This is a genomic window from Diaphorobacter caeni, from assembly GCF_015354245.1.
In the GTDB taxonomy this organism is placed as follows: domain Bacteria; phylum Pseudomonadota; class Gammaproteobacteria; order Burkholderiales; family Burkholderiaceae_C; genus Diaphorobacter_A; species Diaphorobacter_A caeni.
The window spans coordinates 406,525-424,775 of the sequence record NZ_JADKYZ010000006.1 but is presented as its reverse complement, the minus strand read 5'-3'; the positions used below and the strand labels follow the sequence as shown (position 1 = coordinate 424,775).

The 18,251-nt window shown below is 63.0% G+C and carries 11 protein-coding genes; 3 read left to right on the top strand and 8 right to left on the bottom strand.

Annotation, left to right across the window (positions count from 1 at the left end; all coding sequences use genetic code 11):
• Positions 1-97: 97 nt before the first annotated feature.
• From ISG32_RS17180 to ISG32_RS17155, 6 genes are all read right to left on the bottom strand, one after another.
• Positions 98-2,737 (bottom strand): DUF6531 domain-containing protein, encoded by a 2,640-nt coding sequence (locus ISG32_RS17180; RefSeq protein WP_194772232.1) that lies wholly within the window; start codon positions 2,735-2,737, stop codon positions 98-100.
• Positions 2,738-2,831: 94 nt separating this feature from the next.
• The gene (locus tag ISG32_RS17175) at positions 2,832-5,645 is read right to left on the bottom strand and encodes a type VI secretion system Vgr family protein (RefSeq protein WP_267254035.1); all 2,814 of its coding nucleotides are present in this window, start codon (positions 5,643-5,645) and stop codon (positions 2,832-2,834) included.
• Between the two features lie 244 nt (positions 5,646-5,889).
• Positions 5,890-6,777, bottom strand: coding sequence for a LysR family transcriptional regulator (locus tag ISG32_RS17170; protein ID WP_194772231.1), 888 nt, complete (start codon positions 6,775-6,777; stop codon positions 5,890-5,892).
• Positions 6,778-6,845: 68 nt separating this feature from the next.
• Positions 6,846-7,937 carry an ABC transporter ATP-binding protein gene (locus ISG32_RS17165; RefSeq protein WP_194772230.1) on the bottom strand — a complete coding sequence of 364 codons (1,092 nt, stop codon included), beginning with the start codon at positions 7,935-7,937 and terminating at the stop codon, positions 6,846-6,848.
• A gap of 35 nt (positions 7,938-7,972) precedes the next feature.
• The gene (locus ISG32_RS17160) at positions 7,973-9,601 is read right to left on the bottom strand and encodes an ABC transporter permease (RefSeq protein ID WP_228529897.1); all 1,629 of its coding nucleotides are present in this window, start codon (positions 9,599-9,601) and stop codon (positions 7,973-7,975) included.
• Positions 9,602-9,789: 188 nt separating this feature from the next.
• Positions 9,790-11,142 carry an ABC transporter substrate-binding protein gene (locus ISG32_RS17155; protein WP_228529884.1) on the bottom strand — a complete coding sequence of 451 codons (1,353 nt, stop codon included), beginning with the start codon at positions 11,140-11,142 and terminating at the stop codon, positions 9,790-9,792.
• A gap of 258 nt (positions 11,143-11,400) precedes the next feature.
• On the opposite strand from ISG32_RS17155, the gene nadA reads away from it, so the two are divergent.
• The 3 genes from nadA to ISG32_RS17140 all read left to right on the top strand — a co-directional run bounded on the left by nadA (position 11,401) and on the right by ISG32_RS17140 (position 15,105).
• The gene (gene nadA, locus ISG32_RS17150; protein ID WP_194772229.1) at positions 11,401-12,540 is read left to right on the top strand and encodes a quinolinate synthase NadA; all 1,140 of its coding nucleotides are present in this window, start codon (positions 11,401-11,403) and stop codon (positions 12,538-12,540) included.
• Between the two features lie 14 nt (positions 12,541-12,554).
• Positions 12,555-14,114, top strand: coding sequence for an L-aspartate oxidase (nadB, locus tag ISG32_RS17145; protein ID WP_194772228.1), 1,560 nt, complete (start codon positions 12,555-12,557; stop codon positions 14,112-14,114).
• A gap of 178 nt (positions 14,115-14,292) precedes the next feature.
• On the top strand, positions 14,293-15,105 hold the full coding sequence (locus ISG32_RS17140; RefSeq protein ID WP_194772227.1) for an IclR family transcriptional regulator: 813 nt from the start codon (positions 14,293-14,295) through the stop codon (positions 15,103-15,105).
• A gap of 69 nt (positions 15,106-15,174) precedes the next feature.
• Here ISG32_RS17140 and ISG32_RS17135 read toward each other — a convergent pair whose 3' ends face one another.
• The gene (locus ISG32_RS17135) at positions 15,175-16,320 is read right to left on the bottom strand and encodes a D-alanyl-D-alanine carboxypeptidase family protein (RefSeq protein ID WP_194772226.1); all 1,146 of its coding nucleotides are present in this window, start codon (positions 16,318-16,320) and stop codon (positions 15,175-15,177) included.
• 113 nt (positions 16,321-16,433) lie between these two features.
• Positions 16,434-17,972: a 2-isopropylmalate synthase gene (locus ISG32_RS17130; RefSeq protein WP_194772225.1), complete on the bottom strand. Its 1,539-nt coding sequence runs from the start codon at positions 17,970-17,972 to the stop codon at positions 16,434-16,436.
• Positions 17,973-18,251: the final 279 nt, after the last annotated feature.

The following is an 18,251-nucleotide window of genomic DNA, read 5'->3' as shown; positions in this document are numbered from 1 at the left end:
ATGAACGGGGGAATGAGGGGTTGCAGTTGTTGCCACAACTCTTTGCTGATGGGGGCTCGGGACATGAGACTGTGAAGCATAAATGCTTTTGGAGCCCTCAAATTGAAGTTGTGTTAGCCGCTCTAAGGCGGCCTGCCTTGTCGTAGCCGTAACGGTGTTGCCCTTGGGCGGTATCGATCTGGATGAGCTGCCCTGCCACGTCGTAATGATGCTGTCGTTTAAACGCTTGGTCTTCCCCGATACGCGGGCTGTGGGTTTCCAGGAGGTCGACGCGTGACAGCGGATCGTAGGTGCGAATGGTTTCCACGGAACCGAACTGGCGCTTGGTTTCCCGGTGCAGCTTGTCGCGTTCGAAGTCAATGAGGCTACGACCGTCGAGCATCACGCCGTGCAGATGGCCCGAGCCATAGGTTTGCCAGGTGATGGCGGGCAGGCCTTCGTATATGGTCTGGGATTCGATGCCCAGTTCGTTGAAGCTGCGATCAACGCCGTAGCTCCAGATGGCTTCACCATTGGGGCCGGTGATGCTCTGGGTTTCACGGGTGATGCGGCCCAGGAGGTCGTGTTCGAATTCTGCGGCGATGAGGTTGTTGCCGAGTTCAGTCCGATGCCAGGCCTTGGTGAGCTGGCCGCCCTTGCCGTAGAGGAAATGTTCGGTGAACGCTTGCTCGCTTTCGCTGGCTTGGCCGATCTGCCGCTGGAGCAATCGGCCGCCCTTGTCGTAGTGGTGGTGGCTGATGGGGCCTTCGTCGTCGCTCTGCAGCAACTCGCCTGCGGCATTGAATGTGTATTGCTGGATGCGCCCGTCGAAATTCACCTGTTTGATAAGCCTGTCCATGACGTCGTAGTCAAAGGTGGTATGCGCGCCATTCTCGTTGGTCAGGCGCACGAGGCGTGCCGCCTCGTCGTAGTCAAAGCGCTGGGAATAGCCGCCGTAGTGATAGACCTTGGTTTGGCCTTGCGCGTCGCGCTCAAATCGTACGCTGTTGCCGTCCGGCCCGGTGATGCGAATGACGTCGCCCGCCTCGTCGTAGTCGTAGGTCGTCGTCTGGTTGAGCGCGTTGGTGCTGGCGGCGAGGCGTCCGCGCGGGTCGTAACGGCTGTAACTGAACGAGCCTTCCTCGCCTCGGGTCTCAATCGGTTGACCCCAGCGGTCATGGCGGTAGCGGGTGACGCTTCCCGAGCAATCCGTGTAGCTGGTGAGCTGATCTGCCGCGCTCCATGTGAGGTGTTTGGTGCCTCCACGGGCGTCGACGATGCGCTCAGGCTGCTCACTCCCTGCGTCGGCATAGTGGTAGCGCGTGATGTGGCCAAGTGCATCGGTGACGCTTGCCAATCGACCCAGTTCGTCATAGGCATAGGAGTCCATTGCCCCGTTCTCCCGCGTCGTGAAGGCGATCTGGCCTTGCATGTTGTAGTCGAACTGGATCTGCATGCCATCGGGCTGGGTGATGGATTGCAATGAGCCGGTGGAGATGTCGAGCTCGTAGCGGGTTTCGCGCCCAAGTGCATCAATGCTGGCGAGCTGACGACCGCTGTCGTCAAAGCGGCTTTGCGTGATGCTGCCATCGGCATGCTGGAGTTTGGCCACACGGCGCAAGCCCGCTTCGCCCTTGAAGTGGTACACGCGGGTGCGGCCCAGACTGTCGGTGACGGTGGTGGCGTCCTCGGCGTAATCAAAATGGTAAGACAGGGCACCCGGGTGATTCAGCTCGATCACCTTGCCCTGCTCGTTGTAGACATAGCTCACCGGTGGTCGCCCCGGATAGGCCAGTGCCGTCATGCGCCCCAGCATCTTCGGGTGATACTGGAAGCGTCGCTGCTGGCTGCCATCGCGGCCGTATACCGCAATGAGTTCACCGCGCACGCTGTATTCATAACGCACCAGCGGCTCGGTCAACGGCTCCGGCCAATGCGGGTCGTGGGTGAGATGAACGGCTGTGAGGCGCATGCCGTTGTCTGCGCCCCAGCCGTGCACGCCTTCATTGGCGATGAGCGGGAAGCTCTTGTGTTCGAGGCGGTATCTGCGGCCGGTGCCGTCTTCCACTGCGACGATGAGGCCATCACTGTTGCGACCGAGGCGTTGTGTGTGGCCGAAGCGGTCGTTCATTCCCAGCAGGCGCAATCGCTTGCCGGTGACCTCACCCTGCGGAGGCTGCGCACCCAGAATCCACCATGGGCCCAGCACGTTGTTGGTGACGAAGAACATGCTGGTGTTGCGCCTGTCGTCCGCATGCAGACCTTGCCAGGCCAGATCGAGCTTGGCCATCGGCAGTTCGGGGATGTCGTTCAAGCGCTCGAGTCCGCCGCGAACGATCCATAGGTTTTCGCTACGGCTGTAGGTGGCCTGACCGGGCTCGAGGGGTTCGAAGCGGATGCTGCGGCCTTTGCCGTCGTTCAGGGTGAGCAGTTCGTCTGTTTGGAGCAGGCTGACCTCGGAGGGCAACCACCAGCCGGGGCCGAGCAGTCCGACCGGGGCCGGGGTGTCGGTCTGGTAGCTGGAGTAGTCGCGCGAGACCACGAACGGCATGGCTCCGGGCAAGGCAAGGTCAACTTCGCCGTCTTGCACCTTGGCACCGAGCATGGGGTTGACCGGATTGGAGACCTTGACGCCGCCCGGGCAAGTGGAGCACGCGATGCCGCCCTGCGAGCCGATGAGCACCGTGCGCGAGCCTTGGATGATCGGACCGCCCTTGAGCGTCATGTCCGTCTGGCGCGCTGCTGGCAAACCTGTCATGGATGAGTTCTCCCTGATGTTTTTCTAAAGAAGCCAATGGGTGGCCAAAGGCATGCTGCGCGAAACGGTTTCGCGCAGCCATCGTCGCCAAAGCTCAAAATGTCGGCATGATCGGCACGCTGGTTTTGGGCGTGCCCATCGAGGCTGGTGATGACGATGACGCTCCGCCCAGCAGCCCGCCAGCCATGTTCAAGGCCCCACTGACCGCGCCGAGCTTGCCCTTGCCTGCGCCCATGGAGTTGGCGAGTCCGGCGACTTTGCCTGCGGCGCTCAAGGCTCCGCCGATGGTCGAGTTGCCGCCGCCGAGCATTCCGCCCACGGCTCCGGCGATGCCGCCGAGACCTCCTCCTGCGCTACCACCCATGAGACCACCGACTGCGCCAGCCAATCCGCCCAGCCCACCAAGGCCGCCGCCCGCACCGCCCATCATTCCACCAAGGCCTCCCATGCCGCCCATTCCGCCCATGCCTCCGAGTCCACCGCCGCCAGTGTCAGAAGCAACGAAAGAATTACCGCCGGGTGGGCCGCCCGCTCCGCCAGGGGCACCTGCGGCCGCGCCGTCTCCGCCGCCCGAGCCGTCACCGGCTCCGTCGCCCCCCTCTTCCTTGCCGTCTTCCTTGGGTGCGGCCGGTGGGGCCTTGCTGGCGCCGCAGTTCCACTGAACCATGCCCGCGTCGCCATTGAGCTCGCTCTCAGCCTGCAGCTCGATGTGCGCGCCCTTGAGGTAAATCCCGCCATCGCTCTTGAGCACGATCTTGGCCTTGCCGCAGACCAGCTCGAAGTGGTCTCCCACGGTGTGCACCGAGACCTTGCCCACCTCTTCGGTCTTGCGCTCGCCCACCTTGAGTTCAACCTTCTTGCCGATGGTCGCCGTGTAGGTCTGGCCCACCATCAGGCTCTTGGTCATGCCCACCTGGCTGGCCTGCATCAGGCCCACAAGAGAGTTCATCGCCAAGCCCACATTGCGGCTGTAGGCCAGGCCGATGTTCATCATCTTGGCGATGCCGGTGTTCTCCATGTAGGTGATGCCGATGGTCTCCTTCTTGTTCAGACCGATGTCGATCGTCTCGTTCTTGCCGACGTCCTCGGTGCGGTTGTCGCCGATCGAGATGGTCTCGTTGTGATCCACGCGCTCCTTGCGGTTCTGGTGGATGGTGATGGTCTCGTCGAGATCCACTTCCTCCGTGCGCCACCCATGCACATTGATCTTCTCGTTGCGGTCAACGATCTCGGTGCGGTCACGGTGAATGGTATTGAACTCGTCGCGGTCGATGACTTTGCGGCGGTCATTGCCCACCCATTTGTCCTCGTCATGCTCAACCTCGGTGAGCTGGTCTTTCTGCGCATGCAGCCAGAGTTGTTCTTCGCCTTTCTTGTCCTCGAAGCGCAGCGCATTGCAGTCCCCGGCCTCGGCCTTCATGCCGTCGCCGCCGGCACCGCCCAGACTCGAATGGGTCTTGATGCCCGACTGCGTCTTGTTGGCCGGCAGGTCCCATGGCGGCATCTGCATGGCGTTGTAGACGCGGCCGGTGATGATGGGGTAGTCAGGGTCGCCATTGAGGAAGTCGACAATCACCTCCTGCCCGATGCGCGGGATGTGCATCGTGCCGTAGTTGCTGCCCGCCCAGGTCTGGCTCACGCGGATCCAGCAGCTGGAGTTCTCGTCCATGCTGCCGTAGCGATCCCAGTGGAACTGCACCTTCACGCGACCATATTTGTCGGTGTAGATTTCTTCGCCCGCCGGGCCGGTGATGACGGCCGTCTGCGGGCCGGTGGTGTGTGGCTTGGGCGTCGTGCGCTGGCTGCGATACGGCACGCTCTTGGGCACGACGGTGAAGCTGATGCGGTACGTCGTCGGGCTGTCAATGCCCGCGCGCTTGGATGAACCTGAGCCACCCGCACCGTCGCTTCGGCGCACATTTTCTTCAAACCGGTAGTACGCCGACTCGATCAGATATTCCTTGTTCTGATCGCCCCGGATGTAGCGCGTGAGCGTGAACAGGTAACCCGGCGCGATGTTGCGCACATTGCCCTCGCCTTGCGCGATTTCACGCTGGATTTTTTGCTGCTCGATGCGCACACGTGCGTAGTTCTCGCCGTCGCCCGTGTCGGTGTAGCCGCCGGGCCAGTCATAGAGCTCACGGCTGTCGCCTGTGTGGCCCGCAGGCTGCTGCTGCTTGGTGTCCAGAATGGCCTTGGGCTTCTCGAAGTCGTAGTCGTCGGCCGCGAAGTGCCCGGACGCGATGTCCTCGGCATAGCTCCAGCCGTCGATGAAGTCCACGTCGTGGATGTGCGCAGCACGCTCGCTTGGGTAATAGGGAATCGAACTCGGACCGTTGGGCAGCGGCGAATGCGCGCCGATGTCATCGGCGAGCACCAGCTTGTGTCCGCCCTGCTGATGGGAGTGGAAGTAGTAAATTCCCTCCATTTCCATGATGCGCGAAACGAAATTGAAGTCCGTCTCTCCGTACTGCACCATGTAGTCCCAGCTGCGGTAATGGCCCGAGAGCTTGTCATCAATGCTGAAGCCATACGGTCCCAGCACCTCCTTGATGATCTGCGGCGCCGTCTTGAACTGGAAGATCTTGAAGTCCGAGCGCCGCGTCGCGTGCCACAACCACGGACGCAGCACCGCCTCGTAACTGAAGTAATCTCCATCGCGCCCGATGTAAGTGAACTGCGTCACCTGCCCCGAGAGAAAACGCTTGTCGCTGCCTGCGGATTCGGTGGTCAGATCGATCTCGATGCTCATGTCCTTGCCGAGCAGGCTCTTGGCGGGAATCGAAGCGCTCTTGCTGATCAGCCGCACGCGGTACTCAAACAGCCGCGAAATCTGCTCGCTGCCTTCCAGCGAACGGAACTCCAGTTGCTCGCCCAACGGGCTATGGGCGACAAAGGTCCTGGACATTGACTGATCTCCTCAGATTGCTCATTTGGGTTGCGCATTGGCGAGTCGGGAAACGGCACCGCTAATTACCAATTGTTATCGAATTAATAACATCGATAGAAATAATCAAGACGATAGCAAATGAGCTCAACACTTCGGAGATCGGATACAAAAAATCACATTAGTTGCGAGAACAAAATAGCTTCAGCGCCTGGAAAAATCGTCGCGAGCCGCTCAACCTTGCCACTCGACCGTGGTCAGGCACTCAACTGTCCGACAATCCCCACACCCGCCTGAGCTGTGACAACGTCGCAACAAGTGCCGGCTCGTGTTCAGTCGAGCGGGCATAGATGAACCCCAGTTGCGCGGGCACGCGTGCATGCGGCCAGATGACGAGTTCGTTCTTTTCGGCAAGATCGATGGCCTTGTCTTCTCGGAGCAGGGTCAGCCCCAGTCCGGCGCGCACCAGGCTTTCACCGGCGGCCATGGTGTCCGCTTCGAGGATCTGGTGCGGGGCGAGCCCCTGTCGGGCAAACAGCGACATCAGAAGCTGCTGGGTGTGGTGCTGTGCGGGCGTGGCGATCCATGGGAGCTGAGCCAGATCGCGCCAGCCCGCGCCGAGCACCTCGGCGCGCAGGGTTGCCGGGGCGACGATGCGGTAGTGCCGCGTCTGCAGGACCAGCGCCTCGAGTTCACGCGGCATGTTGGCGGCGATGTAGAAGGCGCCCTGCATGGCGCCCGACATCACTTGCTCGCAGAGTTCCTGCGCGAGGCCGTAGCGGGTCTTGATTTCGAGAAGCGGCAAGGCGGTGACCAGTGCGCGCAGCAGCGACCCAAGGCGCAGCGAATCGGGATCGGTGCTGGTTCCAATCACCAGCTGGCCGGTGATCTCGCCCTGAAGCTCCTTCGCTCGGCCCTGCAGATGGCCTGCGGCGTCGAGCACTTTCTGCGCATCGGCGAGCAGCGACTCGCCCGCGCGGGTGAGGCTGATGCGACCGGGCCTGCGGTCGAACAGCGCAACGCCCAGTTCCTCCTCGAGCGCCTTGATCTGCGCGGTTATGGCGGGCTGCGTCACGTGCAGCGCCTCGGCCGTGCGCGTCACGCTGCCGAGCGTGGCGGCGGTCACGTAGGCGCGCAGCTGGTACATCTCCATGCCGACGAGCCTACCGCAGCACGCTGCAGGCCATGCCTACTGGAATTCCCGTAGAGGGCGCAGAAAGCTCAGGCATCCAGATAGCGCATCTGGCTGGGCTCGATGCCAAGGCGCACCGCCGTCCCCGTGGGGAGCATGCCGATGCCCGAGTAATGCGGCTGATCGGCCACCACGGCGACCTCCCCGACGCGCACGCGGTAGCGCGAGAACTCGCCGAGGAATTCGGCGCTTTCCACGCGGCCATCCATCCAGATGCGGGACGCGTCGCCCGCGTCGTCGCGCACGGCGATCTGCACCTGATGCGGGCGAAAGGACACGGCCGCAGGCCCCACCGTAGGCGGCTCCGTCGGGCGTGGCAGGCGCAGGTTGCCGATGCCGGGCACATGAAACGACAGCGACTCGCCGCTCACCTGCGTGACCTCGCCCTCGAGCACATTGGCCGTGCCGACGAAGCCCGCGACGAAGCGGTTGACCGGGTAGTCATAGAGCCCCGTCGCCGAGCCCACCTGCTGCAGCACGCCCTTGTCGAGCACCGCCATGCGGTCGGCGGTGGTCATGGCCTCTTCCTGATCATGGGTCACGAAGATGGTGGTCAGGCCGAGCTTGTGCTGCAGGTTCTTGAGTTCTTCGCGCATCTGCACGCGCAGGTTCTTGTCGAGGTTGGACAGCGGCTCGTCGAGCAGCAGCAGCTTGGGTTCGATGACGACGGTGCGGGCAAGCGCCACGCGCTGCTGCTGGCCGCCCGAGAGCTGGCCGGGCCTGCGCTGGGCGAACTGCGAGAGCCCCACGAGATCAAGCACCTCGCCCACCTTGCGCTTGATCGCGTCGCGCGATTCGCGGCGCTCGACGAGGCCGAAGGCGACGTTGTCGAACACCGACATGTGCGGCCACAGCGCATAGTTCTGGAACACCATGCCGATGTTGCGCGCATGCGGCGGCACGGAGGTGATGTCCTGGCCGCCGACCAGCAGCTCACCGCGCTGGTGGCGGTTGAAGCCCGCGATGAGCCGCAGCAGCGTGGATTTGCCCGAGCCCGAAGGCCCGAGCAGCGCGAAGAATTCGCCTGGTTCGATCTTGAGATTCACATCGCGCAGCACCTCGTTGTTGCCATACGAGAGGCTGATGTGGCGGCATTCGAGAGACACGGGTTGGAGTTGCATGACGGGCAATCCTTCTTGGAATGGATGTGTTCTGTTCAGGCCGACTGCACCGTGGCGCGCGAACGCTCCACGAAACGATGCGAGAAGTACGTTCCGAGGCCGACGACGACCACCGCCAGCACGCCCAGTGCCGCACCCGGGCCACGGCCGGAGACGCTCTGCATGTAGAGGTAGATGCCGTAGCTCATCGGAGCCTGGCTCTCGCGCGAGACCAGCATGATGGTGGCCGAGAGTTCCACGGCCGCCGTGATGAAACTGGTGACGAAGCCAGCCATGATGCCGCCCGCCATCAGCGGCACCATCACGCGGCGAATCACGCTCATGCGCCCTGCCCCGAGGCTCTGCGCCGCCTCTTCGAGCGAAATGTGCACCTGCTGCAGCGCCGCCATGCACGAGCGCAGTGCATACGGCAGGCGCCGCACGGCGTAGGCCAGCATGATGAGCACCCAGGACGCGATCACCGGCGTGTCGGTGAATGGCAGGTTGACGTCGCGGAACAGGCGCAGATAGCCGATGGCGAGCACCAGTCCCGGAATCGCGAGTGCGACGGATGCCATGTAGTCCAGCCACTGCCGTGCGGGCAGTTTGGTGCGCAGGATGAGGTAGGCGATGGCCGTGCCGATCACCACGTCGATGGAGGCGGACAGCAGGCAGTACAGCAGCGTGTTGCCGATCATGCCGCTGGAGTCGCTGAACACCGTGGCGTAGTGCTCCAGCGTATAGCTGTCGGGCAGCACCGAGAAGCTCCAGACCTTGGCGAACGACATCAGCAGAATGCCGAAGTGCGGCGCCAGCACGACCAGCAGCACGAGCACGATCCAGCCGTAGGCGACGATGGCTTCCCATGCGGTGAGTCTGCGTTTCTGCAGCGCGCTGCCGCCCTTTTGCAGCGTGGCGTAGTCCTTGCCCTTCATGAGGCGCGCGGACATCCACAGCGCGGCGATGGAGAACACGATCATGATCACGCTGATCACATAGCCGAGGGGATCATCGAGCCCGACGGACGTGATGCGCAGATAGGCCTGGGGGGCCAGCATGTTGGTCACGCCCATGACGAGCGGCGTTCCAAGATCGTCGAACACCTTCACGAACACCAGCGCCGCGCCGGCCAGATAGCCCGGCATGGCGAGCGGAAAGATGATGCGGCGAAACAGCCGGAAGCCACGCGAGCCGAGGTTGAGCGCGGACTCCTCCATCGCACCGTCGATGTTGCGCATGGCCGCGACGAGGTTCAGCAAAATGAACGGAAAGTAGTGAATGCTCTCCACGAAGATCACGCCGGTGAGCCCGTCCATGATGGGTACGGTGAAGCCAAACCAGTCGTCAAGCAGCAGATTGACCGAGCCGCTGCGCCCGAAGATCAGCTGCAGCGCAACGGCCCCCACGAACGGCGGCATGATCAGCGGCAGCACGCCGAGCGTCTGGATCAGCAGCGCGCCGCGAAACTCGAAACGCACCGTGAGATAGGCGAGCGGCACCGCGATCAGGCTCGCGAAGAACACGCTCGCGAGCGACACCAGCACGCTGTTGATGAAAGATTCGGTGAACACGGTCTGGCCGAAGAAGTTGGCAAAGTGCCCGATCGTCAGACTGCCGGTCTCGGTGACGAAGGCGGTGTAGATCACCATGCACACCGGAACGATCAGAAAGGCCAGCAGGAACATGCCGATCAGAATGAAGGCGATCCATGGCCCGATGCCCACGAGGGCGGCCGAGGCTGGCGCGGGCGAGCCGGACGCCTGGCCCGCGGGGCCCTGCGCCGAGATGTTTGCACTCATGAAACAGCTCCCGTGAGGTGCCGCAGCGGCGGCAACCCACTCAAAGAACGACGTGATTCAGCGAATCGCCCGACTCACTTGGCCATGCCCCTGGCCTGCTGGGCCAGTTGCAGCGCCTTGGCGTAATTGGACTTGGCCTTGTCGGCCCACATCTGTTCCATGCCGGTCAATTCCTTGGCCACGGCCACGTCGCGGCGGCTCTTCTTGAAGAGCTCAAGGAACTGCGGATCGCCCGCATTCGAGGCCCCCACCAGCGGCGAGAACGCGAGCGAGCGCGCCTGCGACAGCAGGTCCTTGCCCTGCGCGTTCGGCTTGGCCTTGAGCGCCTTGTCGGCCTCGTGGATCGCCTTGGTCGCGGCCTGCAGTTCCTTCAGGCGGAAGGTCACCATCTGGTCGAAGAGATTGATCACCACCTGATAGCGCGACTCGGCCAGATTGGTGTCGAAATGCACCTTGGCGCGCTTGGCCACTTCCTGCGGAACGGGATAGCCGGCAGGCGCCTTGAGCGTGTTGTAGGGCAGGATCGGCAGACGGCTGATCTTGGGATCGAACAGCAGTTGCTGGCCCGCCGAGGACATGGTGAAGGTCATGAACTTCTTGGCCTCGTCCGCATTCTTGGCTCCGGCGATCAGCGCGATGTTGGCCGGCACGACGGCAGTCATCGACGGATAGACGAAGTCCACCGGAAAGCCCGAATACTTGCCCGCCAGCCCGAAGAAATCGATGACGATGCCGAGGCCGAACTGGCCGTTGTTCACGCCGTCCGGCACCGCAAAGCTGCGGTCGGTCACCGCTGCGGCGTTGCCCATCATCTCGAGCAGTTGGCCCCAGCCCTTCTCCCAGCCCTCGCCCTGCAGAATCGTCTCCACGGTGAGTTGCGTGGTGCCCGAGCGCGAGGGCGACGAGATCGCCACGTGGCCGAAGTATTCGGGCCGGGTCAGGTCACTCCACTCCTTGGGAGCCTCGAGCTTGTGCGCCTTGAGGTAGCGCGTGTTCCACATGATTCCGTAGCCCGCGAGCGCCTGGCCGTAGTACATGCCTTCGGGGTCGTTGAGCGGGAAGTTGCCGATCTTCGCAGGGGCGCTCTTGTTGACCGTCTCGGGGGCGGGCGTGAGCAGCTTGGCGCGCGCCAGCACCTCAAACGCATCGGGCGCGCTCGCCCACATCACATCGGGCCGCTGCCCCTCGGGCAGCTCGCGCACATAGGCCACCGAGGCGGTCGTGTTCTTGTTCAGGATCTCGACCTTGATGCCGGGGTTCGCCGCTTCGAAGGCCTTCTGGTAGGCGCTCGTGAGCTCCTTGGGAAACGATGTGAGCACGGTCACCGTTCCAGCCTGCGCGAAGCCCGCGCCGCACAACCAGCCGGTCGCAATGGCCACCGCTTTGACCGTTGTCGTCGCCGCCGCCATCCAGTTCTTCTTCTGCATGTCGTGTCTCCTGATGGTGATATTGAAGGGGATAGCCGGACTCTAGTCCCGCCCACCTCACAGGGCCAATCACAAGTTTTGATGCGACCCATCAGTCAACCAAGTGGTCGGGTATACCCGCGGCGCACAACTTCTGACCACATGGTGCAGAGGGATTGGAAAAATTGACGTTTCATATTGCTCAAAATGAGCATAATCCAGCCAAATCCATCCACCCCATTTCCATGCGGCGGATCCACAGACCCACCGGAGCGAGACATGCAGACCATCACCGTGCAATATGACCACCCCGACTCCGGCGCGAGTTGCGGCCTCAAAGGCGCCTGGGCGCGTGTCCCTTCAGACCCCGGCCCCGCAGAACGCGCGCGCAGCGAACGGCGCATCCGAGAACTGCTCCAGGAGCGCGACGCGGTGATCGTCGCCCACTACTACGTTGATGGCGCACTGCAGGAACTCGCGCGCGCGACCGGCGGCTGCGTCGGCGATTCACTGGAGATGGCGCGCTTTGGCGCGGAGCATCCCGCCTCGACCCTCGTGGTGGCGGGCGTGCGCTTCATGGGAGAGACCGCCAAGATCCTGAGCCCCGAGAAGACGGTGCTCATGCCCGACGACGACGCCACCTGCTCGCTTGATCTGGGCTGCCCCGCCGATGCGTTCAGCCGCTTTTGCGACCAGCATCCCGATCGCACGGTGGTCGTCTACGCCAACACCAGCGCGGCAGTGAAGGCCCGCGCGGACTGGGTGGTGACCTCCTCGGTCGGAAAGGACATCGTCGCGTACCTGCATGCGCGCGGTGAGAAAATTCTCTGGGCACCCGATCGCCATCTGGGTGCCTGGATACAGCAGCAGACCGGCGCGGACATGCTGCTCTGGCAAGGCTCGTGCGTGGTGCATGACGAGTTCAAGGCCGACGAGCTCGCCCTCCTCTCCAAGGACTACCCCGAAGCCGCGATCCTCGTGCATCCCGAGTCGCCCGCGTCGGTGACCGCCCTCGCACACGTCGTGGGCTCGACCACCCAGCTCATCGCCGCCGCCGGTCGCCTTGAGACCGACCGCTTCATCGTCGCGACCGATCAGGGCATCCTGCACGACATGCAGATGCGCTATCCGCACAAGCATTTCATGCCTGCGCCCACCGCAGGACAAGGCGCCAGTTGCAAAAGCTGCGCGACGTGCCCGTGGATGGCGATGAACAGCCTGGGCGGCATCGAACGCGCCCTCGGTTCAGGGATCGGTTCGGAGATCGGTTCCATCGAACTCGACGCCGCTCTGGCACAGGCCGCACGCGTGCCGATCGAACGCATGCTGAAGTTCGCTGCCGACGCCAAACAGCGCGTGCGCGCAAGCGGCGATTTCTCGAACGACGGCGCCTTGTTCAAACACTTCGGCCCCGCCTGAAAGGGAACGCCATCATGAACGACACACGTTCCACCGATGTGCTGATCATCGGCGCGGGTCTGGCGGCCATGGCGACCGCGCTCTCGCTGCCATCGCATCTGCAGATCGACATGCTCTGCAAGGGCCTGGCCCATGAATGCGCGAGCGCCTGGGCTCAGGGCGGCATTGCGGCGGTGCTCGATCCGGCGGACAGCATTGAAGCGCATGTGAACGACACGCTGATCGCCGGCGCGCACGTCAACGACGCGGATGCGGTGCGCGACATCCTCGCGCAGGCTCCTGCAGCCATCGCATGGCTGATCGAGCATGGCGTCGCATTTGACCTGCAGGACGACGGCCGCACCCTGCACCTCACACGCGAAGGCGGCCACAGCCATCGCCGCATCGCGCATGTGAAGGACCGCACGGGTCTCGCCGTGCACGAGGCGCTGCTGCGCGCCTGCCGCACGCGAGGCAACATCCGCATCCACGAATCGCACGCGGCGATCCAGCTGCTGCACGCGCATGCCGATTCGGTGAACACCTGCTTTGGGGCCTGGGTACGCCTCCCCGATGGTCAGGCCGTGCCATGGCGTGCGGGCCACACCGTGCTGGCCACCGGCGGGCTCGGACAGCTGTTCTCGCGCAGCACCAATCCGTGGACGGCCACCGGCGACGGCGTCGCCATGGCCGCGCGCGCAGGCTGTGGCGTGCGGGACATGGAGTTCGTGCAGTTCCACCCCACGGCCCTGCAGATCGACGGCCGCGCCGCAGGCCTCATCACCGAGGCGATGCGCGGTGAAGGCGCGCTGCTGCGCCTGCCGAGCGGCGAACGCTTCATGCCGCGCCACGACGCACGCGCAGAACTCGCGCCGCGCGACATCGTTTCGCGCGCCATCTATGCGGAAATGCAGCAAGGCGGCCTCACCCACGTGCTGCTCGACATCACCCACCAGCCGCGCGAATGGCTGGCGGCGCATTTCCCCTGTGTGATGCACTTGTGCGCCAGCCACGGCATCGACATCGCGACGCAGCCCATTCCCGTCGCGCCTTGCGCGCACTATGCGTGCGGCGGTGTGCGCGCCAAGGTCGACGGCAGTACCGATCTGCGCCATCTGCATGCCGTCGGCGAAGTCGCATGCACCGGCCTGCATGGCGCCAACCGGCTGGCAAGCAACTCGCTGCTCGAATGCGTGGTGATGGGTCGCGCGGCGGCAAAGACCATCGCGACGGCAAGTGTGACAACAGCGGCGACGCGGGTGACGGCCGCGCCGCCGTCCGTTCTGTGGACGGGCTCCATGGCCTCTGCGCCGAGCGACCTCGCGCAGCACTCGCCCATTGCGCAGGTGCTGGCGCATCTGATGGACGAGTGCGTGGGCATTCGGCGCAACCAGCAAGGGCTCAGCCAGACCGCACGCCAGATCAGCGCATGGCGGAAGATGCTGGGGGGCAGCGATCCCGCACTGAGCAACCGGCTCGAAGCCTGCAGCCTGATTGTGGATGCTGCACTGCAGCGCACGCAAAGCTGCGGTGCGCATGCCCGCACGGGCGCAGAAACCATCGCCCAGAACAGGTCAGAGATCGAAATGACATGAATCAAGTCATGCAATCGCTCGCTTCAACAGAACTTATCGCTGAATATCCAGATTCATCAATGCAGTCAAGCACTTGCACTCCAAAAAAAGGAGCATCTGACAGGTTTCCGCAAACAGTCGTCTCAGGCGTCAATTTCACAAGATAAAATGCCTCGCATCGTGAGACTCATGGTTTGCTATGAAAAAGAACTACTCAGACTCTCCCGCCAAGCCCAGCGTCCAGGTACTGGAACGCATGTTTGTGCTCATTGATGTCCTGGCCTCCCGAGAGGAAGCCATTTCACTCAAGGAAATCAGCGAAAAAACGGGCCTGCACCCTTCCACCACGCACCGCATCCTCAACGACCTGACGATTGGCCGTTTCGTGGATCGCCCCGAATCCGGCAGCTATCGCCTCGGAATGCGGCTGCTCGAGCTCGGCAATCTGGTCAAGGCGCGCCTGTCCGTGCGCGATGCCGCCATGGCGCCGATGCGCTCGCTGCACAAGCTCATCCAGCAGCCCGTGAACCTGAGCGTGCGCCAAGGCGACGAGATCGTCTACGTCGAGCGCGCCTACAGCGAACGCTCCGGCATGCAGGTCGTGCGCGCCATCGGTGGCCACGCGCCACTGCACCTGACGTCCACGGGCAAGCTCTTCCTCGCGGCTGACGACCCTCAGCGCGTGCGTGCCTACGCCACCCGCACCGGCCTGCCCGGCCACACGCGCAACAGCATCACGCAATTGCCTATCCTTGAGCGCGAACTCGGCAAGGCCCGCCAATATGGCATCGCCCGCGACAACGAGGAACTCGAACTCGGCGTGCGCTGCATGGCGGCTGGCGTGTTCGACGATCAGGGCCAACTGGTCGCCGGCCTCTCGATCTCCGCCCCCGCGGATCGGCTGGATGAAAACTGGCTGCCCAAACTGCAGACCACCGCCAAGGAAATCTCGCAGGCGCTCGGGTTCATCGAAGGCCAGCGCACCGCGTTCAACGGACCAGTCACGAACTGATCTACTCCGTGAAATGCAAAAAACCGCGCAGTGCGCGGTTTTTTATTGTGTCTCGACAAGCCAGCCGAATCAGCTGTCGCCGTGATTCGAGCTCGCCATCACGTGACCACCGGTGTGCGTGCGTTGCTCCACCCAGTTGCGTACACGTTCCGCATCCGCCAGACGGCTGAACTTGCCGGCCGAGTCGAGGAACACCATGATCAGCTTGCGTCCAGACACCTGTGCCTGCATCACGAGGCAGCGGCCCGCCTCATTGATGAAGCCGGTCTTCTGCAGGCCAATATCCCACGACGGGTTCTTGACCAGACGATTGGTGTTGTTGAACTGCAGAGTGCGGCTGCCGACTTCGACCTCATAGCTTGGCGAAGTGGTCAGCTCGCGCAGCAACGGGTCGTTGTGGGCCACGCTGACGAGCTGCGCCAGATCGCGTGCGCTCGCCTGATTGCTGCTCGAGAGGCCCGTGGGTTCGACATAGTGCGTGGAGCGCATGCCGATCTGGCGCGCCTTGGCGTTCATCTTGTCGACGAAGACCGCAAGACCGCCCGGATAGGTACGGCCCAGCGCATGCGCCGCGCGGTTTTCGCTCGACATCAGCGCCAGATGCAGCAGTTCGCCGCGGCTGAGCGTCGTGCCGACCGAGAGGCGCGAACGGCTGAATTTTTCGGTATCCACATCATCTTGAGTGATGGTGATGGACTCATTCATGTCCAGGCGCGCCTCCGAAACCAGCAGGCCCGTCATGAGCTTGGTGAGCGATGCGATGGGCAGCACGGCGCCCTCGTTCTTGCTCAGCAGCACTTCCTTGGTGTCCTGGTCGATGACCAGCGCCACGCTCGACTGCAGCGCCAACGGGTCCTGCACGTCATGCAGGCCGGCGATCTGCCCAAAGGACTGCGGCGGTGGCGTGTAGGCCACTGTGCGCACGGGCGCCTTGGCGCTGCGTGCGGAAAGGCGATTGGATTTGCTGAGTGATGCGGTCACGCGTCCCGATTTGCCGCGTGGCGCTTCCGCCGTCTTGCGTGCCTGCTTCTTTTCCGCAGCCTTGGCGACCGGTCGCTTGGCGCCGGATGACGCAGAAGAAGCCGACTGTTTCTTGGCGGCAACCGCTTTCTTTTTCTCGGCAGCGTGCACAGTCGGCGCGGCTAACGAGACGCTCAAGGCCACAAAGGCCAACGCGTGGAAAAAACGGGCTGCGATGCGGTTTCGGGCTTGCATCAAGATGCTCCAAGCGGCAATAAACGGTTTCAGTGTACACAATCAAAAAAAGTCGCACAAGATCAAGACCTTACGCGACTCTTCAAGAAAGTGAGTTAATTATAAAACCGTGCTCATCCTTGTGCGGCGACTCGCTCCGATTTACTTTGTAACTTATTCAACGCGCTCAGATAGGCTTTGGCTGACGCGACCACGATATCCGGGTCCGCGCCCACGCCATTGACCACGCGGCCGTTGCTCTGAAGACGCACCGTGACCTCGCCCTGGCTCTCTGTAGAACCGCTGATCGCGTTCACCGAATAGAGCACCATTTCAGCGCCGCTGTTGACATGGGATTCGATGGCTTTCAGCGAAGCATCCACCGGACCGTTGCCGTCGGATTCGCCCTGCACCTCCTTGCCTTCAGCGGTAAAGACCACTTTGGCGTGAGGGCGCTCGCCCGTCTCGCTGTGTTGGGAAAGCGACACAAAACCGAAGGAATCCTTTTGCGCTCCCGCATGTTCGTCGCTCACCAGCGCGAGGATGTCCTCGTCGAAGATGTCACTCTTGCGGTCGGCCAGTTCCTTGAAGCGGGTGAACGCGGCATTGATCTCGCCCTCGCTCTCCATCTGCACGCCCAGCTCCTGCAGGCGCTGCTTGAACGCGTTGCGGCCCGAGAGCTTGCCGAGCACGATCTTGTTGGCAGCCCAGCCCACATCTTCCGCGCGCATGATTTCGTAGGTGTCACGCGCCTTGAGCACGCCATCCTGGTGGATGCCGGAAGCGTGCGCGAACGCATTGGCGCCGACCACTGCCTTGTTCGGCTGCACGACGAAGCCGGTCGTCTGGCTGACCATGCGGCTCGCGGCGACGATGTGCTGCGTGTCGATGTTCACGTCAAGACCGAAGTAATCCTTGCGAGTCTTGATGGCCATCACGACTTCTTCGAGCGAGCAGTTGCCGGCGCGTTCGCCAAGGCCATTGATCGTGCACTCAACCTGGCGTGCGCCGCCGATCTTCACGCCGGCCAGCGAGTTCGCCACAGCCATGCCGAGGTCGTTGTGGCAGTGCACCGACCAGATCGCCTTGTCGGAATTGGGAATGCGCTCGCGCAGGTTCTTGATGAAGTCGCCGTAGAGCTCAGGGATCGCGTAACCCACGGTGTCAGGCACGTTGATGGTGGTCGCGCCTTCCTTGATCACCGCCTCGAACACGCGGCAGAGGAAGTCCGGATCGCTGCGGTAGCCGTCTTCCGCGCTGAACTCGATGTCGCCGCACAGGTTGCGCGCAAAGCGGATCGAGCTGACCGCCTGCTCGAACACCTGATCGGGCGTCATGCGCAGCTTCTTCTCCATGTGCAGCGGGCTGGTCGCGAGGAACACATGGATGCGCGCGCTGTTCGCACCCGCCAGCGCCTCGGCCGAACGCGCGATGTCGCGGTCGTTCGCACGCGAGAGCGAGCAGATGGTGGAGTCCTTCACCGCACCGGCGATGGAGCGGATGCACTCGAAATCACCATTCGAGCTGGCCGCAAAGCCGGCCTCGATCACGTCGACTTTCAGGCGCTCCAGCAGACGGGCGATGCGCAGCTTTTCATCCTTGGTCATCGAAGCGCCGGGCGACTGTTCGCCGTCACGCAATGTGGTGTCAAAAATAATCAGTTTGTCAGTCATCGTGGTCTCCAGAGCGCTGCAAGAAGAATGGCAGCCCCGCAAGTTGAAAAGAACCGTTTGCCAAGCGCAAAAAACAAATGGCCCGCTGCGCTTGCATACGGGCCATCGGATGAACAGTTCGCTCGCGCGCCAACATCACAGCCCGAAGGGCAGTAGAGCTAGGGCGAGAGCCAACGTTTTCATAGAACGACAATGTAGCACAACAGGCTTGGAACGTGGTTTTCGTCAGACTCCCGAACCCGAATCCCGGAGCGAGCCTGCGAAGCGCAGCAGACGTCC